This window comes from Noviherbaspirillum aridicola, from assembly GCF_019656455.1.
GTDB classification, from domain to species: domain Bacteria; phylum Pseudomonadota; class Gammaproteobacteria; order Burkholderiales; family Burkholderiaceae_D; genus Noviherbaspirillum; species Noviherbaspirillum aridicola.
In genome coordinates this window covers 201429-227997 of record NZ_BPMK01000005.1, presented here as the reverse complement: position 1 = coordinate 227997, position 26569 = coordinate 201429, and the positions used below count along the sequence as shown (strand labels likewise).

Sequence of the window (26569 nt, the reverse complement as noted above, 5' to 3'; positions counted from 1 at the left end):
CAAGCTTGTTGCAGCGCATGGTTTCCGCCAGCCCTTCCATGATTAGAATGTCGGTGCTTCTTTCAATCACACGAGGAACGGCGCCGATGCAAGAGCTAACGCACGCCACGCTATTGCTTCCCAAGGTCCGCCCGCCGCGGCCCGGTGCCAGGACGCTGGAGCGCATGCGCCTGCTGCGGCGCGCCGAGCGCCTGTCGCAGACCAGGCTGACGCTGGTCATGGCACCCTCGGGCTTCGGCAAGACCACTCTCGGCGCGCTGTGGGCGGCCGCGCTGCAGCAGCAGGGCCGCCGCCTCGCATGGCTGTCCCTGCAGGACGGCGACGACAGCTGCAACCGCTTCGCCGAATACCTGGCCTTCGCCTGCGAGCAGGCGCTGATGCCGGCGCAGGCAGGCGAACCGCAACCGGCGCCGCACGGCGTGGAAGGCGAACAGCTGATCGCCGTCGTCATCAACCGGCTCGCCCGCGAGCGCGACGATTTCTTCCTGTTCATCGATGATGTGCACCTGCTCGGCGGCGAGGCGCTCGCCGGCGTGCTGACCCTGCTCCGCCATGCGCCCGCCAACCTGCACCTCGTGCTGCTGACGCGGCCGTTCGCGCCCGAACGCCTGCTCGCCGCCTGCCAGGGCGATGTGCAATATGTCGACGCCGCCGACCTGCGCTTCAATGAAGCGGAGACGGGCGCGCTGTTCGCCTCCTGCGACCGCGCGGCGGCGGCGCATCGCCTCACCGCCGGCTGGCCGGCGGCGCTCGGCATTCTCGCCGCGACCGACAGCGTCGGCGACGACCGCGTGTTCGCCGGCCGCGGCAGCTTCCTCGCCGAGACCCACCTCGGCGTGCTGCTGGAGGCCGCCCTGTCGCGGCTCACGGCCACGGAAACCGGGCTGCTGGAAGCCACCTGCATCGTCGGCCGCATGTCGGCGGCACTGTTCGCCGACCTCGCCGGCATGCAGCAGGTGCGCGACGCTATCCAGTCGCTGGAACAGGTGCATTGCCTGCTGTCGCGCGTGTCGGACGACGGCCACTGGTTCGCCTGCCACGACCTGGTGCGCCAGGGCGTGCTGGCCCGCATTCCGCCTGCACGGGTGGAGGATGTGCTGCGGCGCGCGGGCCAGTGGCATGCGCGCCAGGCCAACTGGCGGGAGGCGGTCGATCTCGCGCTGCGCATCGGCGACCGTTCCGCCGCCCTCGCCTGCATCGAGCAATCCGCGCATCTGGTGTTCTATCGCGGCGACCTGCTGACGGTGCGCGAATGGGACCGGCAACTCGGCCTCGGCGACGATCCGGCGGTGTCCATCAAGGTGCTGCTGACGATCGCGCTCACCCGCATCCTCGCCGCGCCCGACGATGCGCAGACGCTGTACCGGCTGCTCGACGCGATCGACGCCCGCATGCGCAGTCTGCCGCCCAGCAACGGGACCCGGGTGGTGTACTGGCACCTGCAGGCGATGCGATCCGTGCTCGCCTGCCGCGGCGACCGGCTCGACGAAGCCTTGCGCCTGTCGCTCGATTGCCTGCGCCAGCCCGGGGTTTACGCCTCGCTCACCGAGACGGTGCGGTGCGTCGCGGGCTACTGCTATCTGCAGGCGCGGCGCTGGAAGGAGTTTCATGAAGTGCTGACCGAGGTCGCGCGCGCGCCGGTGGACCAGTACACCTTCCTGTCGACCGTCTACCGGCAGGTGCTGCTCGGCCTGGAGAATCTGATCCGCCTGCAGGCCGAGCCGGCCCGCCGCTGCCTGGAAGAAGGCCTCTCGCTGGCGACCGGCCGCCTCGGCCCGGTATCCGTCCCGGGCGCGCTGTGCGCGACCCTGCTCGCCTTCCTGCAGCAGGAAGCGCTGGAGTTCGACGAGGCGGAAAAGAACCTCGCCCTGTCGCTCGACCTGGTGGCGCAAAGCGGGCACCCCGACGTCATCGCCCGCGGTTATTCGGCCGCCGCGCGCGCGGCGAAACTTCGCGGCGACGACGTGCGGGAGATGCAGGTGCTGGAGCGCTGGGAGACACTTGCCGCGTCGGCCCGCTGCCTGCGCGCGCAGGTGCACTGCGCCTACGAGAAGCTGTGCGTGCTGCTGCGCTCCGGCGCGGGCCAGCGCGCCGCCGCCTGCCTTGCCCGGCTGCGCGCGCTGCATGCCGCGGTCGACCCGGAGACGGACGGCGAACTGCCCGAGGTGGATGCCTGGGTCGGGCTGGCCGAAAGCCATTACGCGCTCGTCGAGGGCCGTGCCGCCGACGCCGTCCGCATGCTGACGCGCGTGCTGTGCGACGCGCAGCGCGCCGGCGATCTTCATATCGCGGTCCGCGCAGGCATGGGGCTCGCCTGCGCCCGGTTCGCCGCCCAGGACCATCGCGCCGCCGTCGAGCAGACCGAGTGCGCGATCGACGTCGCACGCGCCGCCGGATTCAACGCCACCCTGCTCTGCCAGCAGGCCGACCTCGCGCAGATGCTTGCGCTCTACCAGCGGCATGCTCCCGCCGGTTTGCGGCGCGGCGAATATCTGGGCTACATGGAAAAGCTGGTCGCGACAGGCAAGGCCATGCGCGCCACCTCCGCGGTCAGCCTCAGCCCGCGGGAAGAAAGCGTGCTGCGGCTGCTGGCACAGGACAAATCGAACAAGGAAATCTCCGGCCTGCTCAATATCACGCCGGAGACGGTGAAAACCCACCTCAAGAGCATCTTCGCGAAGCTCGAAGTCAGCAAGCGCAATGCCGCGGTCAAGCGGGCGCAGATGATGCAGCTGCTTTAGGCGTCGGTCTTGCGAGCTCCGCCAGGCCGGCACGGAGGCCGGCCCCACTCACCCCGAGCCAGTAGGGCCGGCGTCCCTGCCGGCCCAAACGACGTGTGTCCGGAGAGCGGTCGATACGCGGGTCGCAGAACCCGGCGCCGGTCGTGCCACCGCCGCGACCCCGGCACCCGGGCCAGCCCGGCTCACGCCTGTCAGTACGGCGCCTGCGCCGTCAGCGCAGGCGCATTCGGCTTGAACTGCAGCGACTTGTACTCGAGGAACTCTTCCAGTCCATACGGGCCCATCTCGCGGCCGCGGCCGGACTGCTTGTAGCCGCCGAAGGGGGCGAACAGATTGAAGGTGCCGCCGTTGATGTCGACCTGGCCGGTGCGCAGCCGGCGCGCGACCTGCTGCGCGCGCTCGTCGGAGCCGGCCCAGACGCCCCCGGCGAGACCGTAGAGCGTGCCGTTGGCGATGCGCACCGCCTCATCCTCGTCCTTGTAGGTGATGATGGACAGCACCGGTCCGAAGATCTCTTCCTGTGCGATCGTGCTGTCCGGCTTCACGCGGCCGAACACGGTGGGCTGGACGTAATAGCCCTTTTCCAGACCCGCCGGCGCGTCGGGGCCGCCGCACAGCAGCTCGGCGCCCTCTTCGATGCCCGTGCGGATGTAGTTCTGCACCCGCTCGCGCTGGGCGGCGGAGACCAGCGGACCGAGCTTGGCGCTGCCGCCGAACGGATCGCCGACGGTGAAGCCCTTCGCCACGTCGGCCGCGATCTTCGCCGCCTCCTCGTAGCGCGATTCCGGCACCAGCATGCGGGTGTGCGCGGAGCAGGTCTGGCCGCTGTTGAGGAAGCAGGCGTTGACCGTACCCTTGACCGCGCTCGCCAGATCCGCATCGTCGAGGATGACCGAAGCCGACTTGCCGCCCAGCTCCAGCGAGACGCGCTTGATGGTCGCCGATGCGACTTCCGAGATGCGCTTGCCGGCCCGTGTGGAGCCGGTGAAGGACACCATGTCCACCTCCGGATGACGTACCAGCGCTTCACCGATGTCGGGACCGAAGCCGGTGACGAGATTGAATACGCCCGGCGGCAGGCCGGCGGCGTCGATCACTTCGGCCAGCACGAAGGCATTGAGCGGCGCGACCTCCGACGGCTTGAGCACCACGGTGCAGCCGGCCGCCAGTGCGGGCGCGACCTTGGCAGCGATCTGGTGCAGCGGATAGTTCCACGGCGTGATCGCGGCGACTACGCCGACCGGCTCGCGCACGACCCGCGAATTGCCGGTGGTTTCTTCCCATTCGTAGCCGGTGACCATCCTGGCGTAGTAGCCGAAGTTCGCAACCGGCGAGCCGACCTGGATGGCGGCCGCGAGCTTGAGCGGCATGCCGACTTCGCCGGCGATGATCTGCGCAAGCTCCTCGCTGCGCGCCTTCAGGCCTTCATGGATCTTGCGCAGGTAGTCTGCGCGCTGCGCCGGCGTGGTCGTGCTCCAGCCGTCGAAGGCGGCGCGCGCCGCGGCCACCGCCGCATTGGCGTCGGCCTCGGTGCCTTCGGGGATGGTGGCCATCACTTCCTCGGTCGAGGAATTGATCACGTCGATGGTCTTGCTGCCGTTCGGCTTGACCCACTTGCCGTTGATGTAGAAAGCGTCGCGGTTTTTCATGGTCGGTCTCCTGTTATTCAAATACGATCACGCCGCGCGCATTGCGGCCGGCCTGCATGTCGGCGAACGCCTGCGGCGCTTCATCGATGCGGTAGGTGCGGGTAATCAGCTCGTCGAGCTTGAGCCGCTGGGCCCGGTACAGTCCGATGAGCTTCGGGAAGTCTTCGCGCGGACGGGCGGAGCCGAAATAGCTGCCGGTCAGCGTCTTCTCGCCGAAGGTGAGCGAGGCGGTCTTGATGGAGGTGACGTCCTTCTGGCTGGCCACGCCGACCACCACCGCGGTGCCTCCCTTGCGCAGCACGCCGTAGGCCTGCGCCGCGATGTCGCCGAGGCCGACGCATTCGAATGCGTAGTCGGCGCCGCCTTCGGTCAGCTTCAGAATCGCCTTGACGACGTTTTCCTCGTTCTTGCTGTTGACGGTGTGGGTCGCGCCGAACTGGCGCGCCATCTCCAGCTTGGCGTCCGAGGTGTCCACCGCGACGATCATGCGCGCGCCCGAGATCGCGCAGCCCTGGATCGCGTTCAGGCCGACGCCGCCGCAGCCGAACACCACGGTGATCGAGCCGGCATCGACCCTGGCGGTGTTGATCGCCGCACCGACGCCGGTCATCACGCCGCAGCCGATCAGGGCGGCGCGCGACAGCGGGACGTTCTGGTCGACCTTGACCACGTTATCGATGTGCAGGGTCGCGTATTCGGCCATCACGCCGCAGCCGGAGAAAATGTTGAGCGGCTTGCCCGAGAGGTCGCGGGTGCGCACGGTGCCGTCGGGCAGCGTGGTCATCGCGCGGCCGGCCTGGTCGCAAAGCTGGGGACGGCCGGTCTGGCAGTAGCGGCACTTGCCGCACATGCTGACGAAGGAGCTGACGACATGGTCGCCGACCTTGTAGTCGGTGACGCCCTCGCCCACCGCCACGATGCGGCCGGCGCCTTCATGCCCGAGCACCACAGGCGGCGGGAAAGGAATGGTGCCGTTGGTCGCGGACAGGTCGCTGTGGCACACGCCGCAGGCCGCCATCCTGACCATGACCTCGCCGCGGCGCGGCGCCTCGACGACGATTTCCTCGACTACCACCGGCTGGTTGATTTCACGGCAGACGACTGCCTTCGCGCGTTGTTCCATATGGAAATATCTCTGAATGAATTGGGATCGCGGGTTCAGAATGAGACAAGCCGGCATCGCTGCCGGCTTGTCATGCTACTGCCTGATCGGCTTACTTGCCAGCCGAGAGCGCGCGCAGGCTGAGGTTCTTCACCTTGCCGCCTTCGACCATGCCGACATAGGTGTTGGCGAGCGTGCCGCCCTTCTCGTCGATGCCGTCGATGTCGTTCGGGTTGTTCTCGGCCGGGAGCTGGTTGAACGCGTCGTTCATCTTGGCGCGGATCGCAGCCGGGTCGGTCACGGTGCCGGCCAGCTTCATCGCCAGCGCGGTCGCATGCACCGCGGTGTAGTTGAGCGACACTTCCGAGCTCGGATCGCGGGAGTTGATCTTGCGGAAGCGCTCGACGAAGGACTTGGCATCCTTGCGCTCGTCCTCGACCAGCGGCAGCACGCCGATCGAACCTTCCAGCGGCGCGTAGCCGCCGATCACCTTGGCCATCTCATCCATCTTGGCCTGGTCGATGATGATGAAGCCGCCCTTGAAGCCGAGTTCACGTGCCTGCTTGACCACCAGCGCGGTGGGCTCGGAGGCGCCGCCGACGAACAGGACGTCCGGCTTCTCCTGCAGCACGCGCGAGACGCCGGAGTAGAAATCGGTGGCCTTGTTGTAGGACATCGGGTTCTCGGCGACGATGGTGCCGCCCGCCTTTTCCCATGCCGGCTTGAACACCGCGGTCCATGCCTTCGCATAGTCGTGGTCGGCATTGGCGATCGCGGCCTTCTTGCCGAACTTCGGCATGGTCGACTTGATGAACGGATCGACATAGCCGGTGAATTCCGGCGGAATGCGGACGGTCAGCTTGTTGTTGCGCGCGGTGACTTGCGGCAGCGAGGTATAGGCCAGCAGCAGCACGTTGGACTTCTCATTGAAGGCCTGCACCGCGAAGATGCCGCCGGAGTGCGGCACCAGCACCGCCGGAGTCTTGTGCTGCTGGATCAGGCGCTGCACGTTGACGCCGGTCTGGCTCGGGTTGTACTGGTCGTCCAGCGACACCAGTTCCAGCTTGTATTTCTTGCCGCCGACCTCGAGGCCCTTGGCATTGATCTCGTTGACGGCCATCTCCATGCCGGACAGCACGTTCTTGCCGTACAGGGCGGCGCCGCCGGACAGCGGGCCGGAGTAGCCGATCTTGACGACTTCCTGCGCCAGCGCGCCGCCGCAGAGGGTCAGGCCGATGGTCATCGCCGCCGAGATGCGGGTCAGTGCACCGAGTTGCTTCTTCATTTGCTTTGTCTCCTTGAGGTGGATCTGTTGCTGCCGACTTCGTATGCCCCGGGCGAACCGGCGGCTCCAAAACTTTACACCGTATTCCGGGTCACGCTCCGATATATGCCTTGCGCACCTGCTCGTTGTTGAGCAGTTCGTCGCGGGTGCCTTCCATCACGATGTGACCGTTTTCGATCACGTACGCGCGGCTGGCGATCTTCAGCGCCGCGAAGGCGTTCTGCTCGGCCAGCAGCACGGTGGTGCCCGCGCGGTTGATCTTCTCGATCACCTCGAACATCTGCTTGACCACCAGCGGCGCCAGGCCGAGGGAAGGTTCGTCGAGCAGCAGCGCCTTGGGACGGCCCATCAGCGCGCGGCCGATCGCCACCATCTGCTGCTGGCCGCCGGACAGGGCGCCGGCGTTGACGTCGCGCTTTTCGCGCAGGATCGGAAACAGTTCGAAGACTTCTTCCAGCGTGCGCTGCACGCCTTCCTTGTCCTTGCGGTGCACATAGGCGCCGAGCATCAGGTTCTTCATCACCGACATGCCGGGGAAGAGCTTGCGGCCCTCCGGGCAGTGGACCACGCCGTCGTGCACGATCTGCGAGGGCTTCATGCCGACCAGTTCCTTGCCGCCGAACTTGATGCTGCCGGAGGCCGCCTTGTTCAGGCCGCTGATGGTCAGGAAGATCGAGCTCTTGCCGGCGCCGTTGGCGCCCAGCAGCACCACCAGCTCGCCCTGCTTCGCATGGATACTGACGTTATCAAGAGCCCGGAAGCTGCCGTAATTCACCGAGACCTTGTCAAGCTGCAGCATGTTCACTCCCCAGATAAGCTTCGATGACCACCGGGTTGGAACGGATTTCCGCCGGCGTGCCTTCGGCGATCTTTTCGCCGTAGCTGAGCACCATGATCTTGTCCGCCAGGTTCATGATCATGTTCATCTTGTGTTCGATCAGGCAGACCGTCAGGCCGCTCCTGACGATCTTGCGGATCAGTTCGGCCAGGCCGACCGTCTCCTCGGGATTGACGCCGCCCGCCGGTTCATCCAGCAGCAGCAGCTGGGGATCGGTCGAGAGCGCCAGCGCGAACGCGACGCGCTTGCGTTCCTCCTGGGAGATGTCGGCCGCGATGCGGTTGGCCACGTGCGACAGGCCGACGAAATCCAGGGCTTCCTGTGCCTTTTCGCGGCACTTCCTTTCCTCGTCCTTCAGGCGGCGGCTGCCGAGCAGCACGTCGGCCAGCCCGGAACGGGTGCGCAGACGGTGGCCGACGATCAGGTTGTCGAGCACCGTGGCGCGGTCGAACAGGCTGGTCGACTGGAAGGTGCGCGCCACGCCGAGGCGCGCCATCTGGTCGGCCGGCAGGCCGGTGACGTCCTGGCCCTTGAAGATGATCTTGCCCGAGGTCGGCGCCATGGCGCCGGCGATCAGGTTGAAGAAGGTGGTCTTGCCGGCGCCGTTGGGGCCGATGATGGCGTTGATCTTGCCTTCTTCGATCGTGGTGCTGACATCGCGCACCGCGGCGAGGCCGCCGAAGCGCTTGTTGAGTGTTTCGATCTTAAGCATGGGACGGCTTCTCCTGTTTTGCCGGCGCGACGCCCTGCGCGCCCTGTGCACGTGCTGCGGCCGGAGCCGACTTGCGGTAGGCCGCGCGGGCCTTCCATGCGAGATAGGTGCCGACGATGCCGTTGGGCAGGAAGATCACCAGCGCCACCAGGATCGGACCGAACACGATGAAGCGGTAGTCCTGCAGGAACTGCAGATACTGCGTCAGCCACGGCATCGAGATCGAGCCGAGCAGCGGTCCGAACAGCGTGCCGATGCCGCCCACCAGCATGAACATCGTCATGTCGAAGGTATGCTCGACGCCCGCCAGGCCCGGGCCGATGAAGCGCACCGCGCCCGCATACAGGCCGCCAGCGACGCCGGCATAGAACACCGACAGCGTGAAGGCCAGCACCTTGTTGCGCATCAGATTGATGCCCAGCGCCTCGGCCAGCTCTTCGCTGTTGCGCACCGCCATGAAGGTTCGGCCGAGCAGCGAGGTGACGATGCGGTGCATGATCCAGACGCTGATCACCAGGAAGAACAGCACCATGTAGTACTGGCCGCGCGGCGTGTCGAAATCGATGCCGAGGAAGTTTTCCGGCGCCGGGATGCCGATGATGCCGACCGTGCCGTGCGTCAGGCTTTCCCATTTCTCGATCAGCAGGAACATGATGTAGCCCACGCACAGCGTGAAGATCGAGAAGAAATGGCCCTTCAGGCGCAGCGACACGATGCCCACCGCGATGCCGATGGCGGCGGCGACGAAACCGGACAGCGCGAACGCCAGCCAGAACGGCCACTGGTGATCGACGGTCAGGATGCCGACGGTATAGGCGCCGACCGCCATGAAGCCGGAATGCGCGAGGTTGAACTGACCGGTATAGCCGGTGATCAGGTTCAGGCCGATGGTGGCGATCGCATAGATGTAGGCCAGCGACATCACCGTCAGCAGGTAATCGTTCGAGGCGAGGAACGGGAATGCCAGCGCCAGCGCGAACAGGATGGCCCAGCCGAGTTTGCCTTCAATGGTCTTCATGCTTACCGCACTCCTTTGCTGAACAGACCTTGCGGACGGATGGAGAGGATGACCACCAGCAGCGCGAAGGCGATGATGTCCTTGTAGTCGGTCGACAGGTAGAAGCCGCCGAAGGCCTCGGCGAAGCCGATGATGAGGCCGCCGACGATGGCGCCGGGCACGCTGCCCATGCCGCCGAGCACGATGATCACGAAGGCCTTGGTGATGACCAGGTGGCCCATCGCCGGGTACACCAGGTTGATCGGCGCATACAGGGTGGCGGCGACCGCGGCCAGCACGCCCGAGATCGCGAAGGTCATCATCGCCACCCGGTTCGGGTCGATGCCGACGAGCGCGGCGCCGTCGCGGTTCTGCGCCATCGCGATGATGGTGGCGCCGGTCGTCGTCTTCTTCAGGAACAGGTGCAGCAGGATCATCAGCGCGAAGGCCGCGATCACGATCAGCAGCCGCTGCTGCGGCATGATCAGTCCGCCGAATTCAAGGATGCCCGAGTACGGCGTCTGCATGCGGTGGAAGTCGGCGCCCCAGATCGCCTGCGCGCCCGACTCCAGGAACAGCAGGACGCCGATGGCGGCGATCATGTGATGCAGGCCGGGTGAATTGCGCAGCGGATGGAATACCAGCCGGTCGGCCAGCACCGCGAGCAAAGCCACCGCGGCGGCCGCACCGGCCATCGCCAGCCAGTAGTTCAGGCCGAGCTTGCCCATCAGGGAGAAAGCGACGAAGGCGCCCGCCATGTAGAAGGCGCCGTGGGCGAAATTGGGTACGTGCAGAATGCCGTAGACCAGCGTCAGACCGAGCGCGACGAGGCTGTACACGCCCCCCAGCGTCAGTCCATTGAGGAATTGCTGAAGTATGAGCTCCAAGGTTTGTCTCCAGGTTGTCACCCGCGCGGTGCTGAAAGCGCCCGGCGTTGTTCTTGTTCCGTAATCCGCATACGGCTTGCGAGAAAGCTAACCGATAGCGAATGCGGGTGTCAACGAATTTGGAACTTTGTTTTGCATAGCAAAACCAGTAAGGCGAAGTTTTGCGTTTTGCGAGGCCGGCGCGCACGATGTGCAACGCCTTCTCTCCCAATGAAAAAGCCCTGCAGGCAGCACGGGAAATGCGCGCCGGCCGACGCCACGTCGGCAGGACTGCAGTGCAGAACTGAGCCCAGGAAACCTTCTAGCCGGTCTTGCGCGTCCGCCTGCTCCTGCCGCCGGAACGATAGAAGGGTTCGAGCAGCTGCAGCGCCGCCTCCTGCCCGTTCTCGATCACGAAATCCTGGAAAGCGGCGGCGACCGTGGGGATGGGTTTGTCCGTGAGGTGCATCACGTACCAGTCGGCCTCGACCGGATTGCCCGGCATCGGCAGCAGGCCGACCAGGCCCGCCTCGATCTCGAGCGTGCAGGCGTAGCCCGACAGGAAGGCGACGCCGAGGCCGGCGACCGCCATGCGCTTGATGGCTTCGTTGCTCGACAGCTCGGAGCCGATGCGCAGGCTTTTCCCCGCCTCCTTGCAGATCTTTTCGACCGCGGTGCGCGTGCCCGACCCGCGCTCCCGCACCAGCAGATTGGCGTCGAGCACGTCGTCGAGCGTGACCTGGCGGCGCGCCATCAGCGGATGGCCGGGGCTGGCGACGAAGGCCATCGGATGCCTGGCGAACACCGCCGCGTTGGTGCGCAGCTCGCGCGGCGGCGTGCCCATGATGGCCAGATCGATCTCGTGCTTGGTGAGCATGTTGATGATGTCGTTGCGGTTGCCGACCTGCAGCTTGATCCGCACGTCCGGCCGCTCGCTGGTGAAGCGCACCAGCATCGGCGGCAGCAGGTACTCGGCGGTGGTGATGGCGCCGATGCGCAGCGTGCCGGAGATCACCCCCTTGAGCGCGGCGAGTTCATCGTTGGCCTCGTCCCACAGGCGCAGGATGCGTTCGGCGAATTCCGCCATCACCTCGCCGGCGGCGGTCAGCTGCACGCCGCGTCCGACCTTGCGCGTGAGCGGCGTGCCGGCGGCCTCCTCCAGCATCTTCAGCTGCAGCGATACCGCCGGCTGCGTCACGTGCATGGCCTCCGCCGCGCGCGACACGCTTTCGTGCCGGGCCACCAGCAGCAAGGCTTCGAGCTGCCTGAAGCTCGCCGGATGCATAAGCAACTCCTTATCAATTGACTATAAAAATTAATTTTTCTTTTGAATTCACGGCGCTTATATTAACGTCAACTAGCGGCCCGGGCGAGCCGGCCGCGGCAGAAATTCAAGATCGGAGACGGCACATCATGGCAATCGAAGCACTCATCCTCGCGCTGGACGGCGTGATATTCGAAACCGAGGAGATCCACCTCGCGGCCTGCAACGCGGCCCTGGGCGAATGCGGACTTACCCAGCGCTGGACCCTCGCCCAGTACCGGGATGCGGCCCGCATGCACGGCGCCAGCCGCGCGCTGTCCGCGCTGTTCCCGGCCCTGCCCGCGGCGCGCGCACGGGCACTGCAGGAAGCCGCGGAACGGCATGTCCGGCTGCAGCTGCAGGCACGGCCGGCCGCACGCCACCCGGGCTGCGCCGCGCTGATGGATGAGGCGCTCGCGCACGGCTGCAAACTGGCGATCGTCACCGACATGCCGGCCCATGCCGCCAGCGCAATGCTGCAGCACGCCTTCGGCAACGATGTGAACAATACCTTCGCCGTGGTGATCAGCGGCGCGCGCTTCGCCGACGCCGGCGACAACGGGCCGCATCATCTCGCCATGCGCACGCTCGGCGCGGAAGCGGAACACTGCGCCGCGATCGACGCCGCGGTCCCGGGACTGAGCGCGGCGCAGCGGGCCGGGATCTGGACCATGGCCGCGACACCGTATGAGCGCGACGTGGCGCGCATTTCCGGCGCCGACCTCTGGTGCCCCCGCCTGCAGGAATTGCGGGACCTGATCGGCAAGCGCGCGGGCAAGGAATCCGGCCGCTTCGTCAGCTTTTCGACGCTGCGCTCGCTCAAGCACGGGCAGCTCGCCCAGCGGCCGGTGCTGCGCAGACCGCTGCGCTGGCAGGCGAGCGCCTGACACCGTCCGGCGCATGCGGTGCATGCGCGCCAACCGAAGGAGACCCATCATGCAGACTATCGTGATTGCAGGGGGCGGCGCGGGCGGACTGGAACTGGCCACGCGGCTCGGCGACACGCTCGGCAAGAGCGGCCGCGCGCGCATCATCCTGGTCGACCGCTCGCCGGCGCATTTCTGGAAGCCGCTGCTGCACACGGTCGCATCGGGCAAGCTCGACCCGCAGGCGCACCAGATCGACTACTCGGCGCAGGCGGCCGAGCACGGCTTTCATTTCGTCTGCGGCGAGGTGGAAGGCGTGGACCGCGCGCGGGCTGTGCTTCAGGTCGGGCCGCGTCGCGCCGCCGACGGCAGCGAGATGCAGCCGGCGCGCGCCATCCCCTACGACCGGCTGGTGCTCGCCTTCGGCGCGGTGACCAATTTCTACGGCACCGCCGGCGCGGCCGACCATGCGCTCACGCTCGATCACGTGCAGGATGCGGAGCGTTTCCGCCAGCGCTTCATCGCCGCCTGCATGCAGGCGAGCAGCCGGCCGGCCTATACCGCGGTCAACATCGTCATCATCGGCGGCGGCGCCACCGGGGTCGAACTGGCGGCCGAGCTCAGCCACGCGGTGCGCGAACTCGCGCGCTACCGGGTGCACAGCCTCGATCCCGACAGCGACGTGCGGGTGCGGCTGGTGGAACGCGGCGACCGCCTGCTGCCGCAACTGAATCCGCGCCTGTCGCGCCGCGCCGCGCGCCATCTGCGCTCGCTCGGCGTGGAAGTCTGCACCGGTTCGAGCGTGGCGCGGGTCGAGGCCGACGCGGTGCACGACAGCGACGGCAACTGCTATCCCTCCGACATCACGCTATGGGCGGCGGGCGTGGAAGCGCCGCGGATCTGCGTCCGGCTCGGACTGAGCCTGAACCGGATCAGACAGGTGGTGGTGACGCCGAGCCTGCAGACGATAGACGATCCGCGCATATTCGCGCTCGGCGACTGCTCCAGCCATGTCTGCCCGGTCAAGGGCGCGGCCCTGCCGCCGCGCGCGCAGGTCGCGCACCAGCAGGCGATGTTCCTGGCCGATCTGCTCGCGCGCGAGCGGCCGGGCGAACTGCCGCATTTCCGCTACCGCGACTACGGCTCGCTGGTGTCGCTCGGCCCGTTTGCCGCGGTCGGCTCGCTCGCCGCGGCGACCGGACGCGAGGTGCTGGTGGGCGGGTGGATGGCGCGTGTGCTGTATCGGCTGATGTACCGCAAGCACGTGCTGGCGCTGCATGGCTTCGCCCGCATGGCGGTGCAGACGCTGGCGCACTGGATCGGGGACAAGGTGACGCCGCCGGTACGGCTGCACTGAGCGCGGGTGCGAGGCGGATGATGCAGGCATGCGTGCCTGCATCGCGATGACGGGAAAACGGATTCGGGGGGCGCCCGGGTGCGGCCGCGCGGGCACGCCGGCCCGCACGGTTTCCTTCGCTCAGGGCTTTTCGCGCGCGAGGGACAGGAACTCGGTCCGCAGGCCGAGATTGGTGCGCATTTCCCCCAGCAGCGCCGAGGTCACGGTTTCCTCGCCGGGGGTCTGGATGCCGCGGCTTTCCATGCACATGTGGCGGCAGTGAATGACCACGCCCACCGACAGCGGCTGCACATGCTCCATCAATGCTTCGGCGACCTGTATCGTCAGCCGTTCCTGCACCTGCAGCCGCTTGGCGAAACAGTCGACCAGGCGAGTCAGCTTGGACAGGCCGACGATACGGCCGTTGGGCGTGTAGCCGACGGTCGCGGTGCCGAAGAACGGCGCCAGGTGATGCTCGCAATGGCTGTAGACCGGGATGCCGCGCACCACGATCAGCTCGTTGTATTTTTCCGCGCCGTCCTCGAAGACCTTGAGGATCTCGGCCGGGTCCTTGCCATAACCGGAAGTCCAGTGGCGCCATGCCTTTTCGACGCGCGCGGGCGTGTCGCGCAGGCCCTGGCGCTCGGGATCTTCTCCCAGGTGGCGCAACAGGCGTTGCCAGTCCTTCTCGGTAAAATCGTCGTTCATTCTGCAGCTCCTCAGGCGTAACGCGAGATTGTAGCCGCTGCGTGGCACCGCTGCTTGCCGCAAAAGAAGTCTTGCCGTCCTTCTAATCCTGCGGATCCTTGCATTCGAGCATGGCGCCGGGCTGGCGCTGCATCTTTCCCTGGTCGAGATCGTAAGTCCACAGTTCGTCCACGCCCGGGGCGCGGCCGCCGCGCCGGCGCAGCAGCGCGACGAAGGATGCGCCGGCGGCATCCTTCAGCACGCACTCCCCCGGCCGCGCCAGGTAGCGCGACCCGCCGGCGGACAGGGCGGGGAGCAGCAGCACGTCCTCGATGCGCCAGCGGCGGGCGCCGCCGGCCGGTTCCGCGACGCGGCGCTTGAGCAGTTCGACCGCGCGGCCGCCGCACTGCGCGGACGCCGCCTGCATGCACCGCGCCGCCGGCCTGCAGCGGCCGCGTTTCCTGTTCCACGCAGGAGAGGCTGCCGGGCCGGATCGGGCTGCCGGGCGCGATGTCCTCGTATTCGAATCCGAACAGGGCCGCCACTTCATGTTCGACGGAAGGCGCGCAGAACGCGGACGACAAGGCGGCGGCGGACAGCAGGCCCGCCAGCAGGCGATGCGGACAGATCGACATGAGATGCTCCGGAAAAAAGGGAAAATGCTCATGTCGAACCGACAATGCGTCAAAGGAAGTTACAAGCGCTTGCGTGCGTCGTCATCGCAGAGCCAGTTCCGCCCTGGCGCTCGCCTGCCCGCCCTCCGGCTGGCCGATGCGCGGCGCCAGCAGGTAGATCCGCTCGCCGGACACCTGGCCATTGTTCGTGAGCCAGTTGCGCACCGCCGAGGCGCGCTGGTTGCCGAGGGCGATCAGGTCGTCCTGGTCGGGCTCGGCATGACCGGCGATCAGGCTTTCCATCACCGGCACCGACAGCTGCTTCGGCAGGCCGAGCAGGTTGCGCGGCTTGTCGAAGGTCTCGTCCCGATAGACGCGGCGCAGCAGTTCCGGATATTCCTCCGGCGTCACCGTCACCGCCGACAGGCGAGGCGCGTTGCCGCCGGCGGCGGCGATATCACGCGCCTTCAGGCTGCGCACCTTGCGGTCGACGGCGGCGCGCCTGAGGCCGGGCAGGTCGCTGTCGGGATCGACGCGGCCGGCGATTTCCAGCTTCAGCGCGGGGCGTTCCGCCAGCGCCCTGGCGATGGTGCCGAGCTTGGCCTCGGCATCCGGCCTGAGCGCGGCGCGGCCGGCATCGAATTCGACCGTCGACAGCTCTTCGTTGCCGCCGCCGCCGAACACGGCGCCGAGCAGGCGGAACGGCTGTGTCGCCGCCTTCACGATCACATTGCCGAGCACCCGCATGAGCAGGCCGCCGATCGAGAACTGCGGATCGTCGAAGGAACCCGAGATCGGCAGGTTGACATCGATGACGCCGTTGCTGTCGGCCAGCAGCGCCACCGCGAAGCGCACCGGCAGGTCGGCCGCGCCCGGGCTGTCGACCTTTTCGCCGAAGCTCAGCTGGTCGAGGATCAGGCGGTTCTCCGCGGTCAGCTGGCGCTGCTCGACGCGGTAGGCGACCTCGAACGAGAGCTTGCCCTTCTCTATCGCATAACCGACATAGCGGCCGGAATAGGGCGACAGCGGCGCCAGTTCCATGCCGCGCACGTTGGCCTTCAGGTCGAGGAAGAGGTCGCCGCGCAGCGGATTGATGCGCCCGCCGACCGACAGCGGCGCGTTGTTGACCTCGCCGCGCAGGTCCACGGCCGCACTGCTGCCGGGGTCGGATGACAGGCCGGTGACGCTGCCGCCGAACTGGCCGAGCGTGGCGCTGTAGTTGGGCTTGATGAAGTTGTCGGTGAAGCGCACGCGGCCGCCCTGCAGCGTCAGCTTGCGCACGGTGATCGGAGGCGTTTTGCCCGCCCCCGCCGGTGCAGGCGCGGCCGCCTGCGTTTTCGTCGCGCTTGCCTGGGCCTGCGGCTCGGGCCGGATCACGTCCTGCAGATTGATGCGGCCGTTCGGGTCGATGATGACGCGCGCGAAGAAGTCGTCGAGCGCAACCTGATCGACCGCCACCGACAGCGGCTGCAGCCGGAGATCGACCCCGGTCATGGAAAGCGATTTCCAGCGCAGGAAGTCGGTGTTGCTTGCCTTGTCCACCGTGGCCAGGGTGCCGATGCCGAGGTTGCCGCGGAAGCTGCCGCCGAGGCCGCGATCCTTGTCCGTCGCCAGCTGCAGCCGGCCGCTGCCGCTGAGGCTGCCACGGGTCATGCGCAGGTTGACGCGCTGGGTGATGTAGGGCTGGAGCGGCAGCAGATCGACGTCCTTGAGTGTCAGGCCGAGGTCGGCCTGCAGCGGCTCGGGCGTGATTTCGCCCTCGGCGGTCAGGCGTCCGCCGCGGTTGACCGCGGCGTCGAGTTCGAGCCGCGCCGCGGTCCCGGGCGTCGATGACAGTCCCTTGAGCGTTAGTCCGAGCGGGGCGATGGTGGTGGTCGCCGGCTTCGGCTGGGCGCCGTCTTCCAGCCGCGCGGACCAGCCTGAGATGCGGATGGTATCGACCAGGTACTGGTAGCCCGCTCCGGCGTCGGCCTTGCCGGCGGCGCGGTCTTCCTTCGCGGCCGGCGTTGCTGCCGGCGTGACCTGCGTGACCTGCGTGGCCTGCGCGACATTGGGCAGCACCAGCAGGTCGGCCCGGGTGGATGCCACCTCGCCCACGCGCAGGCTGCGCTTGCCGAGATCGAGCGCGAGCCTGCGCAGACCGAGGTCGAGCCGCTCCACGGTGATTCGCTGCGGCCCGTAGTGATCGACGTAGCGCAGCGTGGCGTCGCGCAAGGCGAATTCCTGCAGGTTCACGCTGGCGATGCCGTCCGCTTCCTTCCGCGCGGGCTTCGCCGCCGTCGCGGGCTGGGGCGGCTGGGACGGCTGGCCCGGCAGCAGGCGCGAGACATTCCAGACATTGTCCGCGCCGCGCGTCACCTCGGCCTGCAGGCCGGTGGCGGCGATGCGGGCGATGTCGATGCGCGGCCCGAGCACATTGGCCTGGCGCAGCGTCAGCGCGAGTTCGCCCAGGCGCAGCACCGGCTTGCCGTCCGGCTCCAGCACCTGCAGTCCCTTGACCGTGGCGCCGCCGTCGAGCACCAGCGCCGGCGACTGGCCGGGCTGCTGCCGGAAGCTCGCCGTCATCCTGAGGTCGAGCCGTCCACCCGGAATGCGCAGCCGCATCGAGGGCGGCAGGTAGGCGAGGTAGCGCGTCAGGTCGAGCTCGTCCGCCTCCAGCAGCAGCACCGCCTCGCGGGTCTCGGCGAAGGGGCGCAGCTTGCCCTCCAGGTGCAGCGGCGTGTTGTTGACCCTGGCGCTGAGCATCGGCTGCACGAAGATTTCCACCTGCGACGGCAGCGAGGAGATGAACGGCACGCCGATCCGCACATCGGTCACCGCATGCCTGGCGCCGGCGGGACGGTCGTCGAAGTCGATGCGTCCGCCCTCGAGCGCGATGTTGTTGATCGCAAAGCGCGCGCGCTCCTCGGATTTCGGTTCCTGCGCGAGGCGCTCCAGGATGTCGTCGAAGTTGTAGCGGCCGGCCTTGTCGCGCACCACGCTGAGCTTCGGCCCGGCGATGCGCAGCTGCTGGATCACCGGCGCGAGCCTGAACAGCGATTCCGCGGCGAGGTCGACCTGCAGCGCGTCGACCGCGGCAAACACGCTCTTGCCGTCCGCTTCCATCAGCCTGAAGTCCTGCACCGCCAGCGTGAGCCTGAACGGATTGACGTCGACGTTGGCGATGCTGGCCGGGCGGCCCAGCTTCGCCTCGATCTGCTTCGGCGCCTGCGACTTGATCAGCGCGGGCAGGATGAGGAAGCCGAACAGCGCGTACAGGCCCACTGCGACCAGCAGGGCCGCGACCAGGCGAAGCAGCAGACGCCGGCGCGGCCGTGCGGCCGCGGCTGGCTGAATATTTCCCATAGAGTATGAAGCCGAGTAAGGGAGAAGAGAAAGCTGAGGAATTTTACCCCTGCGTGACGACAGTCAAGATGACAAGCCTCATTCCCGCGCATGCACGAAACGCTTGCGGCCTGCTCCCAGGCCGGCGGCCAGCGCCGCCAGCGCGGCCAGCGCGAAAAACACCGCCGGCGCGTTCCAGCCGCCGCTCCAGTCGTACAGCAGGCCGGTGATGAACGGGCCGCAGGCGGCCAGCAGATAGCCCACCAGCTGCGTCATCCCCGACAGCGCCGCCACCGTGCGGGTATCGGGCGAGCGCAGCACGACCAGCAGCGTGGCGATGGTGAACGAACTCCCCTGCCCTATGCCGAGCAGCACCACCCACCACCACACCTGGCCCGGCGGCGCATACAGGCAGCCGGCCAGGCCCGCCATCATCACGACCATCAGCGCCAGCACCGCCATCCGCTGGTCGCGCCCCCTGCCCGCGATCCAGGGACCGGCAAGCGTGGCGGGCAACTGCGCCGCGATCGACACTGACAGCGCGGCGCCCGCGGCCAGCGGCGTCATGCCGCGGTCGATCAGCATGGTCGGCAGCCAGCCGAACACGCAATAGGCGAGCAGCGATTGCAGGCCCATGAAACCGGCGACCTGCCAGGCCAGCGCATCGCCGAACAGCGCGCGCATGCCCGCGCCGCGGTTCTGGCCGCCGGCGCCGCCGTCGGCCGGCGCGCAGGCGGCCCATGCCGCCGCCGCGATCACTGCCGGCGCAGCCCACAGCGCCAGCGACAGCCGCCAGTTGTCGTCCGCGCCGAGCTGCGCGAGCGGCACCGCCAGGCCGGCGCCGAGCGCCGCGCCGAGCGACAGCGCCATCGTGTAGAGGCCGGTCATCAGCCCGACGTTTTGCGCAAAGTCGCGCTTGATGATGCCCGGCAGCAGTACCATCACCACCCCGATCGCGGCGCCCGCGGCGAACGTCCCGGCGAACAGAGCGGGCAGTCCGCCGACCACCCGCAGCCCGAGGCTGAGCGCCAGCAGCAGCAAGCCGGCGAGGACGGTGCGGCGGATCGAAAAACGCTGCGCAAGCATGGCGCCGACCGGCGCGATCAGGCCGAAGCACAGCACCGGCAGCGTGGTCAGCACGCCGGCGCCGGCCGCCGACAGGCCGGTCGCGCTGCGTATCGCTTCGAGCAGCGGCGCCATGCCGGACAGCGCGGGCCGCAGGTTGAGACTGACGAGAAACAGGGTGGCGGCAAGCAGCGCGGGGGCCGCGGCCGCCTTCGCGGAAGAGGACAAATTCATTGTGCTATTGTCTCGTGTTTCCGCACGCGCCGCAGGGCCGCGCGAACCAGGTGTGCCGCGCAATGTCAGGAACACAGTGAACGTCAGAGGGGAAACACCGGGCAATGAAGGCAGAGATGAATGCAACGGGTTCCGGCAGCCACGCCGCGCCGGATTTCGATTTCCTGTCCGGTCCCGGAGAAATGCGCGCGCTGATGCGCATGCAGGACTGGTCCGCTTCTCCGCTCGGCCATCCGCGCACCTGGTCCCCGGCGCTGCGCACCGTCACCGGCCTGATGCTCGATTCCAAGTTTCCGATGTTCGTGGCCTGGGGTCCCGAACTCGGCTTCCTGTACAACGATTCCTACATCGAAGTCCTCGGCGCCAAGCATCCCACGGCGATCGGCCGCCGCTTCCATGACATCTGGTTCGAGATCTGGGACGTGATCGATCCGCTGATCCGGCGCGCGCTGGCCGGGGAAGCGAGCTTTCACGAGAACCTGCCGCTGCAGATGCTGCGCAAGGGCCACCTCGAGCAGACCTGGTTCACTTTTTCCTATTCGCCGGCGCGCGACGAAACCGGCAGGATTGCCGGCATGTTCTGCGCCTGCACCGAAACCACCGGCCGCGTGCTGGCCGAGCGCCGGCAGGAGTTTCAGCTGCGTCTGGCCGACAGGCTGCGCGGCGTCGGCGACCCGGCCGCGATCGCGGCGACCAGCGCCGAGGCGATCGGCCGCCAGCTGGGCGCAGCCCGCGTCGGCTATGCCAGGTTGCGCGCCCCGGATTACCGGATGGCGGTGGCCGGCGAGTGGACCGACGGCCGGCTGCCGCCGCTCGACGGCGACGCCCCGTCGCTGCCCGCATTCGGGGAGCACGCCCTGCACGGCTTGCGCCAGGGACGGACGCTGCGGATCGATGACGTACGCAAGCCGCCGGTGCCCGACGCGGTGGACCCGGCGGCGATGCCGGGCGCGAAAGCCCTGCTGGCGGTCCCCCTGCGCAAGGCCGGCCGCCTGCATGCGCTGATGTATCTGCACGACGCGCAGCCGCGACGCTGGACCGACGACGAAGTGATGCTGGCCGAGCATGTCGCCGAGCGCACCTGGTATGCGCTCGAGCTGGCGCGCGCCGAGGCGCAGCGGCGGCAGGCCGAGGAAGCGCTGACCGCGCAGCTGGCGGCCGAGCGCAACCGCCTGCGCGAACTGTTCGAGCAGGCCCCCGGATTCATGGCGGTGGTGCGCGGTCCCGAGCATGTGTTCGAACTCGTCAACGCCGCCTACATGCGCCTGATCGGGCCGCGTCCGGTGATCGGACTGCCGGTGCGCAAGGCGCTGCCGGAGCTGGCGGACCAGCCCTTCTTCGACCAGCTCGACCAGGTGTATCGCAGCGGACGGCCGTATTTCGAGAGCGAGGCGCGGCTCGTGATCCGGCGGACGCCGGAAGAGGCGCCGAGCGAGCGCTTCGTGGATTTCGTCTATCAGCCGGTGACCGATGCGGAAGGCCGGGTCACCGGCATCTTCGTCGAAGGCTATGACGTCACCGAGCGCAGGCAGGCGCTGGAGGCATTGCGGGTGGCGGACCGGCGCAAGGATGAATTCCTCGCGATGCTGGCGCATGAACTGCGCAACCCGCTGGCCCCGATCAGCAACGCGGCCGAGCTGCTGCGCCTGCAGAGCGCCGACAATCCGCGCGTGGCCAGGACCAGCGAGATCATCGGGCGGCAGGTCGCCCACATGTCGGGCCTGGTGGACGACCTGCTCGATGTCGCCCGCGTCACGAGCGGCATGATCTCGCTCGACCGCCAGGTGCTCGACCTGCGCAGCGTGGTCGACGGCGCGGTGGAACAGGTGCGCGGACTGATCGAAACGCGCCGGCACCGCCTGACGGTGCAGGCGGATGAAGAATCGCTGTTCGTCTTCGCCGACCGCACGCGGCTGGTGCAGGTGCTGGCCAACCTGCTCAACAACGCCGCCAAGTACACGCCCGAGGGCGGCGAGCTGTCAGTCCACATCCGGGGCGATGCGCGCGATGCCTGGATGGCGGTCAGCGACAACGGCGCCGGCATTTCCGCCGCGCTCCAGCCGCATGTGTTTGAACTCTTCACGCAGGCGGAACGCTCGCCCGACCGTTCACAGGGCGGGCTCGGTCTCGGACTGGCGCTCGTCAGAAGCCTGGTCGAACTGCACGAGGGCAGCGTGTCCGTGCACAGCGAAGGCCTCGGCAAGGGCAGCGTGTTCACCGTGCGGCTGCCGCGCTTCCACCCGGCCTCCGCGCCGGATGAAGAACGCGCCGCCGGCCCGGGGCCGAGGGCCGATGGCGCGCCGCTGAAAGTGATGGTGGTGGACGACAACGTCGATGCGGCCGAGAGCCTTGCGATGCTGCTCGACGCCGCCGGCTACCGGACCGCGACCCGATTCAGCGGCGAGCAGGCCTTGCAGGCGGCGGATGCATTCCGGCCGCGCGTGTTCCTGCTCGACGTCGGCCTGCCCGACATGGACGGCTACGAACTCGCGAGACGGTTGCGGGCCGCGCCCGTCCACGCCCGCGCGGTGCTGGTCGCGCTGACCGGATATGGCCAGCCGAACGATTTCGAGCAATCGCGGCAGGCGGGCTTCGACCATCACCTGGTCAAGCCGGCGAAGCTGGCCGATGTGCTGGCGATACTCGCCGGACTGGCGAACGCGAACGAGGGAAACGAGGGGAATGCGTGATTTCGCGCGACGCGCGAAGATGACAGGATGATGACAGGAGGGTCGGGGGAAAACCGGAAGCATCGCGCATGACGTGCGCCAGGCTTCCCGCTTTCGCCCGCAAGAGATGACGCCCGAACGACGGCGTCAGCAGCGATCAGCCGTTGATCGCGTCCTTGAACGCCTTGCCGGCGGTGAACTTCACCGTCTTGGCGGCAGCGATCTTGATCTCTTCGCCGGTACGCGGGTTGCGTCCGGTGCGCTCCGCGCGGGTGCCGGCGCCGAAGCTGCCGAAGCCGACCAGCTGAACCGTGTCACCGGCCTTCACAGCCTTGACGATGTTGTTGATGACGGCATCCAGGGCACGCTGAGCGGCGACCTTGGAGAGGTCGCATTCCGCGGCGATGGCATCGACGAGTTCGGTCTTGTTCATCAATATTCCTTTCCAGAAAAGGGTCTGATTCTAACAAAAGATAGGCGGGATGGGCCCCAGGGTTGTGGCCCGGAGACAGAAAAAAGCAGGCCGGCCGGCGATATCCGCCCTCCGCGCGTGCATCCGGGTCGAATCGCAGCGCGAATGGAGACGTCTTTCGGACGACGGCGTCGATCACGACAACGCGGACGCCATTGTAACGGCCCTGATACCGCCGGCCAGTTCATCTCCATCTTCAGCCGGTACGCGATCTTAGCTCCGGTCAATTCTTCTGCAAGTTGCAGCGCAACAGAAGGAACCCCGCCGCCGCCGTCCACTCATTAAGTTCTGAAACCGCCTCGGCAGCAGGCCTCGATGGTCTGCACCAATTTCACGCATGCCTTCGCATGCATCAACGAATAAGCACAACAAATCCGGACGGAACTCAGTCAATGCTTCGCATCGCTCTCATCTCCAATGAGCTGCCGCCATACCGCGTGCCTTTCTATCGCGCGCTGTCGCGGCTGCCCGACGTCACGCTGCAGCTGATCCTGTGCAGCCGGCGCGAACCCAATCGCCACTGGGAAATCCCGCCGCTCGATTTCGGCCATGAATTCCTGCGCGAACACGTCATCACCCGCAACGGCCGCTACATCCACAACAATCCCGGCGTCGTCGCCTCGCTCCATCGCTTCCGCCCGGACGCGGTGGTCACCGGCGGCTTCAATCCGACGCACCTCTACGCCTTTGCCTATGCGGTGGCGCGCGGCATTCCGCACGTGGCCATGACCGACGGCACCGACATTTCCGAGCAGGGCCTGTCGCGCGTGCACCGGCTCGTGCGGCGCATGGTCTACGGTCGCTCCCGCAGCTTTGTCGCCGCCAGCCGCGGCGGTCACCGGCTGTTCGAACAGTACGGCATACCGGCCAGCCGCCGCTTCACATCCTGCCTGTGCGTGGACAACGGCGAGTTCGCCACCACCGCGTCATTCGATGACCGCCCCGTCGACTTCCTGTTCTGCGGACGCATCGAACCGGTCAAGAACCCGCTGTTCGCCTTCGATGTCGCGCTGAACGCGGCCGGCCTGCTCGGCCGCAGGGTGAGCATCATGTTCGTCGGCGCCGGCGAGCAGGAAGCCGAACTGCGGCGCCTCGCCGCGCTGCACGCCGAAAAGGTGCACGCGATGTTCAAGGGTTTCGTCGCCCACGAGGATCTGCCGGCGATCTATGCGGCGGCACGCATCTTCCTGTTCCCGACGCGCTGGGATCCCTGGGGCGTGGTGACCAACGAAGCCTGCGCGGCCGGCCTGCCGGTGCTGGTCTCGCCGGAGGCGGGGGTGGCGGGCGAACTGGTGATCGACGGCAGGAACGGTCATGTCGCCGATCTCGATGTCGGCCTGTGGACGCAGCACGCGGTGGCCCTGCTGCGCGACCGCCTGGCCTGGCAGCGCGCCTCGGCCAGCAGCGTCGCCACCGTCGCCGGTTTCAACTATGCCAGCGCCGCCGCCGGCCTGCGCGACGCCTGCCGCGCCGCTGTCTCGCCCGATCGCGTCACCCGGGCCGAGGCGCGGCGCGCCAACGGTTCACGCTGATTACTTGGTATCGAAACTGGTCACGCCGTCCCAGTCATCGCCGGGCGGATGCTGACGGTACCAAGCAATGCGGTCACGGTACAAGCGGTACAGGCCGCACCCGGGGTCTAGCGCGAGCAGCTTGTTCATCAGGTCGTCAGCCTCGTCCCAGCGCTGGCCGCGCACCAGCGCCAGCGCCTCGTGCCACTGCCGCAGTTCTTCGCGGCGCGTGGCGTCCAGCTCCGCCTCCAGGTCGATCGGCTCATAGATCGGGACCGGCTCGTTCTTGCCCTTGACGCGCACGCGGTCGAGTTCGCGCCAGGCATAGGCGGTGGCGGCGTCGCGCGTGCCCGGGCCGACCGCTATCCCCACGCCGTAGACCTTGGTAATGCCCTCGAGCCGCGACGCCAGGTTGACCGCGTCGCCCATCACGGTATAGGCGCGCCGGATCTTCGATCCCATGTCGCCCACCCGCATGTCGCCCGTATTGAGGCCGATGCCTATTTTCAGCAGCGGCCAGCCGCGGGCGGCGAAATCCTTGTTCAGCGAATTCGCGGTGGCCTGCATGCGCAGCGCGGACGCCACCGCGCGCTGCGCATGATCCGGCAGCGACACCGGCGCGCCCCAGAAAGCCATCACCGCATCGCCGATGTACTTGTCCAGCGTGCCCCGGTTGCCGCGTATGTCTTCCGACATGGCGGTGAGATAGATGTTGATGTATTCGCGCAGCGAATTGGGATCCAGTCCTTCCGAGATGGTGGTGAAGCCGCGCACGTCGCAGAACAGCACCGTCAGCTCGTGGCTTTCGCCCTCCATGCTGTAGCGCTGCGGATCCGCTGCCATCTCGGCGACGAGTTCCGGCGCGACGTACTCGCCGAACAGGCTGACCATGGCCCTGCCCCGGCGATACTCGAACAGATAGCCCCATGCCAGGTTGGCGATGAACAGCGCGCCGGCCAATAGCAGCGGCACTGCGACCGGCAGCACCCAGTCGAGCGAGCGGTACATCCACAGATTCAGCCATACCACGCCCGCGGTGGCGGCCAGCGACACCAGGATCGCCGGCAGCGGCGCCAGCACCGGCAGCAGCAGGCCGAGCGCGATGCCGAGCGCGGCGACCTGCAGCAGCTGGATGCCGAGGCTGAAATCCGGCTCATGCTTGAACTGCGCATCGAGGATGGAACTGACGATGTTGGCATGCAGCTCGACGCCGGGGTAATCGATATTGACCGGCGTCGCCCGCAGATCCTTGAGTCCGGCGGCGGTGGTGCCGACCAGGACGATGGCATCGGCCAGCACCTCCATCGGCACTTTCTCCTGCAGCACGTCGACCGCCGACACATAGCGGTACTGGCCGCCGCGCGGGCCGCCCGGTCCACGATAGCTGACGAGCGCGGTCAGGTCGCGATCGAGCGGAATCACCGTCGCGCGCGGCTTGCTGTTCATCCGGATCGCCTTGAGCGCGCCATAGCCCCGGTGCGCGTCGCCGCTGAGCAGCGTTTCGTCTTCGCTGAAGAAGACGGGCTGTATCGCGCTCGCGCCGAGCGCGACGCGGGCGGTGGCCAGCGCCAGGGATTCATGATAGCCGTCGCCCAGGCGCACCAGCAGCGGCAGGCGGCGGATGGTGCCGTCGGCATCCGGCGTCGGGTTGAAGAAGCCGGCTGCGCGCGCCGCCGCCTGCAGCTTCTCCAGATTGCCGGTGTGGGTGCGGTAGGCATAGGCATCGACGGCACGCCCGCCGAGATCGGCCTCGGTGAAGGCAGGCGGCGGCAGCCCGCCCTTGCTCACCGCCCCGGGCTCACTGGACAGGTAGTAGCCGAGTATCGTGGGACGGTCCTGAAGCGCGCGCGCCAGCCGGGCGTCGTAGTCGAAGCGCGGCTTGAGCGCGCGCACCAGTTCGGGAAAGCCCTGCACATCGTGCAGTTCGTGGCGGGCGAGCGACTCCAGCTTGTCGTATCCCGAGCTGGTATCGGGCTCGGAAAAGACGACGTCGAAGCCGACGGCGCGCGCGAAATACTTGCCGTCGAGCTTGTCCACCAGGCGCGCGATCGTGTCCCGGCTCCACGGCCAGCGGCCGAGCGCGGTCAGGCTCTTTTCGTCGATGTCGACGATCACCACCCGCGGGTCGAGCCCGCCATCCTGTATCCGCAGCCGCATGTCGTAGGCGATGACGTCGAGCCGGTCGACCAGCGTCGCCGGCAGATGGCCGAGCACCACGAGTTCGGCGATCGCGATGAACAGGAGTGCGAGCAGCCAGCGGGCACCGAATTTCGCAAGCAGCCGGCGCATGGTCAGGGC

At 67.7% G+C, this 26569-nt stretch carries 19 protein-coding genes; 5 read left to right on the top strand and 14 right to left on the bottom strand.

Annotated elements, in window-relative coordinates; translation table 11 throughout:
• Positions 1-86 precede the first annotated feature (86 nt).
• Positions 87-2741 carry a LuxR C-terminal-related transcriptional regulator gene (locus NCCP691_RS07380; protein ID WP_220807616.1) on the top strand — a complete coding sequence of 885 codons (2655 nt, stop codon included), beginning with the start codon at positions 87-89 and terminating at the stop codon, positions 2739-2741.
• Positions 2742-2932: 191 nt separating this feature from the next.
• Here NCCP691_RS07380 and NCCP691_RS07375 read toward each other — a convergent pair whose 3' ends face one another.
• The 8 genes from NCCP691_RS07375 to NCCP691_RS07340 form a co-directional block, all read right to left on the bottom strand.
• Positions 2933-4390, bottom strand: a complete 1458-nt coding sequence (locus tag NCCP691_RS07375) for an aldehyde dehydrogenase family protein (RefSeq protein ID WP_220807615.1) — start codon at positions 4388-4390, stop codon at positions 2933-2935.
• A gap of 13 nt (positions 4391-4403) precedes the next feature.
• Positions 4404-5513 carry a zinc-binding dehydrogenase gene (locus tag NCCP691_RS07370; RefSeq protein ID WP_220807614.1) on the bottom strand — a complete coding sequence of 370 codons (1110 nt, stop codon included), beginning with the start codon at positions 5511-5513 and terminating at the stop codon, positions 4404-4406.
• 91 nt (positions 5514-5604) lie between these two features.
• On the bottom strand, positions 5605-6777 hold the full coding sequence (locus tag NCCP691_RS07365; RefSeq protein WP_220807613.1) for an ABC transporter substrate-binding protein: 1173 nt from the start codon (positions 6775-6777) through the stop codon (positions 5605-5607).
• Positions 6778-6868: 91 nt separating this feature from the next.
• Positions 6869-7576: an ABC transporter ATP-binding protein gene (locus NCCP691_RS07360; RefSeq protein WP_220807612.1), complete on the bottom strand. Its 708-nt coding sequence runs from the start codon at positions 7574-7576 to the stop codon at positions 6869-6871.
• Complete coding sequence (locus tag NCCP691_RS07355) at positions 7563-8327, bottom strand: ABC transporter ATP-binding protein (protein WP_220807611.1); 765 nt, start codon at positions 8325-8327, stop codon at positions 7563-7565. The genes NCCP691_RS07360 and NCCP691_RS07355 overlap by 14 nt, the downstream gene beginning before the upstream one ends.
• Complete coding sequence (locus NCCP691_RS07350) at positions 8320-9345, bottom strand: branched-chain amino acid ABC transporter permease (protein WP_220807610.1); 1026 nt, start codon at positions 9343-9345, stop codon at positions 8320-8322. The genes NCCP691_RS07355 and NCCP691_RS07350 overlap by 8 nt, the downstream gene beginning before the upstream one ends.
• 2 nt (positions 9346-9347) lie before the next feature.
• Positions 9348-10211, bottom strand: a complete 864-nt coding sequence (locus tag NCCP691_RS07345; protein WP_220807609.1) for a branched-chain amino acid ABC transporter permease — start codon at positions 10209-10211, stop codon at positions 9348-9350.
• A gap of 301 nt (positions 10212-10512) precedes the next feature.
• The gene (locus tag NCCP691_RS07340; RefSeq protein ID WP_220807608.1) at positions 10513-11475 is read right to left on the bottom strand and encodes a LysR family transcriptional regulator; all 963 of its coding nucleotides are present in this window, start codon (positions 11473-11475) and stop codon (positions 10513-10515) included.
• Positions 11476-11603: 128 nt separating this feature from the next.
• On the opposite strand from NCCP691_RS07340, the gene NCCP691_RS07335 reads away from it, so the two are divergent.
• Together NCCP691_RS07335 and NCCP691_RS07330 are read left to right on the top strand one after the other, a co-directional pair.
• The gene (locus NCCP691_RS07335; protein ID WP_220807607.1) at positions 11604-12380 is read left to right on the top strand and encodes an HAD family hydrolase; all 777 of its coding nucleotides are present in this window, start codon (positions 11604-11606) and stop codon (positions 12378-12380) included.
• Between the two features lie 49 nt (positions 12381-12429).
• On the top strand, positions 12430-13716 hold the full coding sequence (locus NCCP691_RS07330) for an NAD(P)/FAD-dependent oxidoreductase (RefSeq protein WP_220807606.1): 1287 nt from the start codon (positions 12430-12432) through the stop codon (positions 13714-13716).
• A gap of 120 nt (positions 13717-13836) precedes the next feature.
• On the opposite strand, the gene folE is transcribed toward NCCP691_RS07330, so the two are convergent.
• The 4 genes from folE to NCCP691_RS07310 all read right to left on the bottom strand — a co-directional run bounded on the left by folE (position 13837) and on the right by NCCP691_RS07310 (position 19619).
• A complete protein-coding gene (folE, locus tag NCCP691_RS07325; protein WP_220807605.1) occupies positions 13837-14403 on the bottom strand; it encodes a GTP cyclohydrolase I FolE in 567 nt (188 codons plus the stop codon).
• A gap of 82 nt (positions 14404-14485) precedes the next feature.
• Positions 14486-14809 (bottom strand): hypothetical protein, encoded by a 324-nt coding sequence (locus NCCP691_RS07320; protein ID WP_220807604.1) that lies wholly within the window; start codon positions 14807-14809, stop codon positions 14486-14488.
• A 289-nt stretch (positions 14810-15098) separates the two neighbouring features.
• Complete coding sequence (locus NCCP691_RS07315; protein ID WP_220807603.1) at positions 15099-18341, bottom strand: DUF748 domain-containing protein; 3243 nt, start codon at positions 18339-18341, stop codon at positions 15099-15101.
• A gap of 78 nt (positions 18342-18419) precedes the next feature.
• Positions 18420-19619, bottom strand: a complete 1200-nt coding sequence (locus NCCP691_RS07310) for an MFS transporter (RefSeq protein ID WP_220807602.1) — start codon at positions 19617-19619, stop codon at positions 18420-18422.
• A 116-nt stretch (positions 19620-19735) separates the two neighbouring features.
• Here NCCP691_RS07310 and NCCP691_RS07305 point away from each other — a divergent pair, with 116 nt between their 5' ends.
• Positions 19736-22309, top strand: a complete 2574-nt coding sequence (locus NCCP691_RS07305) for a hybrid sensor histidine kinase/response regulator (RefSeq protein ID WP_220807601.1) — start codon at positions 19736-19738, stop codon at positions 22307-22309.
• Between the two features lie 136 nt (positions 22310-22445).
• Here the strand turns inward: NCCP691_RS07305 and NCCP691_RS07300 are convergent, their stop codons facing one another.
• Entirely contained in the window at positions 22446-22721 is a 276-nt protein-coding gene (locus tag NCCP691_RS07300) for an HU family DNA-binding protein (protein ID WP_220807600.1), read from the bottom strand.
• 431 nt (positions 22722-23152) lie between these two features.
• Between NCCP691_RS07300 and NCCP691_RS07295 the strand changes: the two genes are divergently transcribed.
• Entirely contained in the window at positions 23153-24292 is a 1140-nt protein-coding gene (locus NCCP691_RS07295) for a glycosyltransferase family 4 protein (protein ID WP_220807599.1), read from the top strand.
• Here the strand turns inward: NCCP691_RS07295 and NCCP691_RS07290 are convergent, their stop codons facing one another.
• Positions 24293-26560 carry a CHASE2 domain-containing protein gene (locus NCCP691_RS07290; RefSeq protein WP_220807598.1) on the bottom strand — a complete coding sequence of 756 codons (2268 nt, stop codon included), beginning with the start codon at positions 26558-26560 and terminating at the stop codon, positions 24293-24295. It abuts the gene before it with no gap.
• Positions 26561-26569 lie beyond the last annotated feature (9 nt).

Excerpts from the sequence above, each read along its gene's own strand:
- NCCP691_RS07380 (WP_220807616.1), top strand. The coding sequence starts at position 87 with ATGCAAGAGCTAACGCACGCCACGCTATTGCTTCCCAAGGTCCGCCCG.
- NCCP691_RS07375 (WP_220807615.1), bottom strand. The coding sequence starts at position 4,390 with ATGAAAAACCGCGACGCTTTCTACATCAACGGCAAGTGGGTCAAGCCG.
- NCCP691_RS07370 (WP_220807614.1), bottom strand. The coding sequence starts at position 5,513 with ATGGAACAACGCGCGAAGGCAGTCGTCTGCCGTGAAATCAACCAGCCG.
- NCCP691_RS07365 (WP_220807613.1), bottom strand. The coding sequence starts at position 6,777 with ATGAAGAAGCAACTCGGTGCACTGACCCGCATCTCGGCGGCGATGACC.
- NCCP691_RS07360 (WP_220807612.1), bottom strand. The coding sequence starts at position 7,576 with ATGCTGCAGCTTGACAAGGTCTCGGTGAATTACGGCAGCTTCCGGGCT.
- NCCP691_RS07355 (WP_220807611.1), bottom strand. The coding sequence starts at position 8,327 with ATGCTTAAGATCGAAACACTCAACAAGCGCTTCGGCGGCCTCGCCGCG.
- NCCP691_RS07350 (WP_220807610.1), bottom strand. The coding sequence starts at position 9,345 with ATGAAGACCATTGAAGGCAAACTCGGCTGGGCCATCCTGTTCGCGCTG.
- NCCP691_RS07340 (WP_220807608.1), bottom strand. The coding sequence starts at position 11,475 with ATGCATCCGGCGAGCTTCAGGCAGCTCGAAGCCTTGCTGCTGGTGGCC.
- NCCP691_RS07335 (WP_220807607.1), top strand. The coding sequence starts at position 11,604 with ATGGCAATCGAAGCACTCATCCTCGCGCTGGACGGCGTGATATTCGAA.
- NCCP691_RS07330 (WP_220807606.1), top strand. The coding sequence starts at position 12,430 with ATGCAGACTATCGTGATTGCAGGGGGCGGCGCGGGCGGACTGGAACTG.
- folE (WP_220807605.1), bottom strand. The coding sequence starts at position 14,403 with ATGAACGACGATTTTACCGAGAAGGACTGGCAACGCCTGTTGCGCCAC.
- NCCP691_RS07320 (WP_220807604.1), bottom strand. The coding sequence starts at position 14,809 with ATGCAGGCGGCGTCCGCGCAGTGCGGCGGCCGCGCGGTCGAACTGCTC.
- NCCP691_RS07315 (WP_220807603.1), bottom strand. The coding sequence starts at position 18,341 with ATGGGAAATATTCAGCCAGCCGCGGCCGCACGGCCGCGCCGGCGTCTG.
- NCCP691_RS07310 (WP_220807602.1), bottom strand. The coding sequence starts at position 19,619 with ATGAATTTGTCCTCTTCCGCGAAGGCGGCCGCGGCCCCCGCGCTGCTT.
- NCCP691_RS07305 (WP_220807601.1), top strand. The coding sequence starts at position 19,736 with ATGAATGCAACGGGTTCCGGCAGCCACGCCGCGCCGGATTTCGATTTC.
- NCCP691_RS07300 (WP_220807600.1), bottom strand. The coding sequence starts at position 22,721 with ATGAACAAGACCGAACTCGTCGATGCCATCGCCGCGGAATGCGACCTC.
- NCCP691_RS07295 (WP_220807599.1), top strand. The coding sequence starts at position 23,153 with ATGCTTCGCATCGCTCTCATCTCCAATGAGCTGCCGCCATACCGCGTG.
- NCCP691_RS07290 (WP_220807598.1), bottom strand. The coding sequence starts at position 26,560 with ATGCGCCGGCTGCTTGCGAAATTCGGTGCCCGCTGGCTGCTCGCACTC.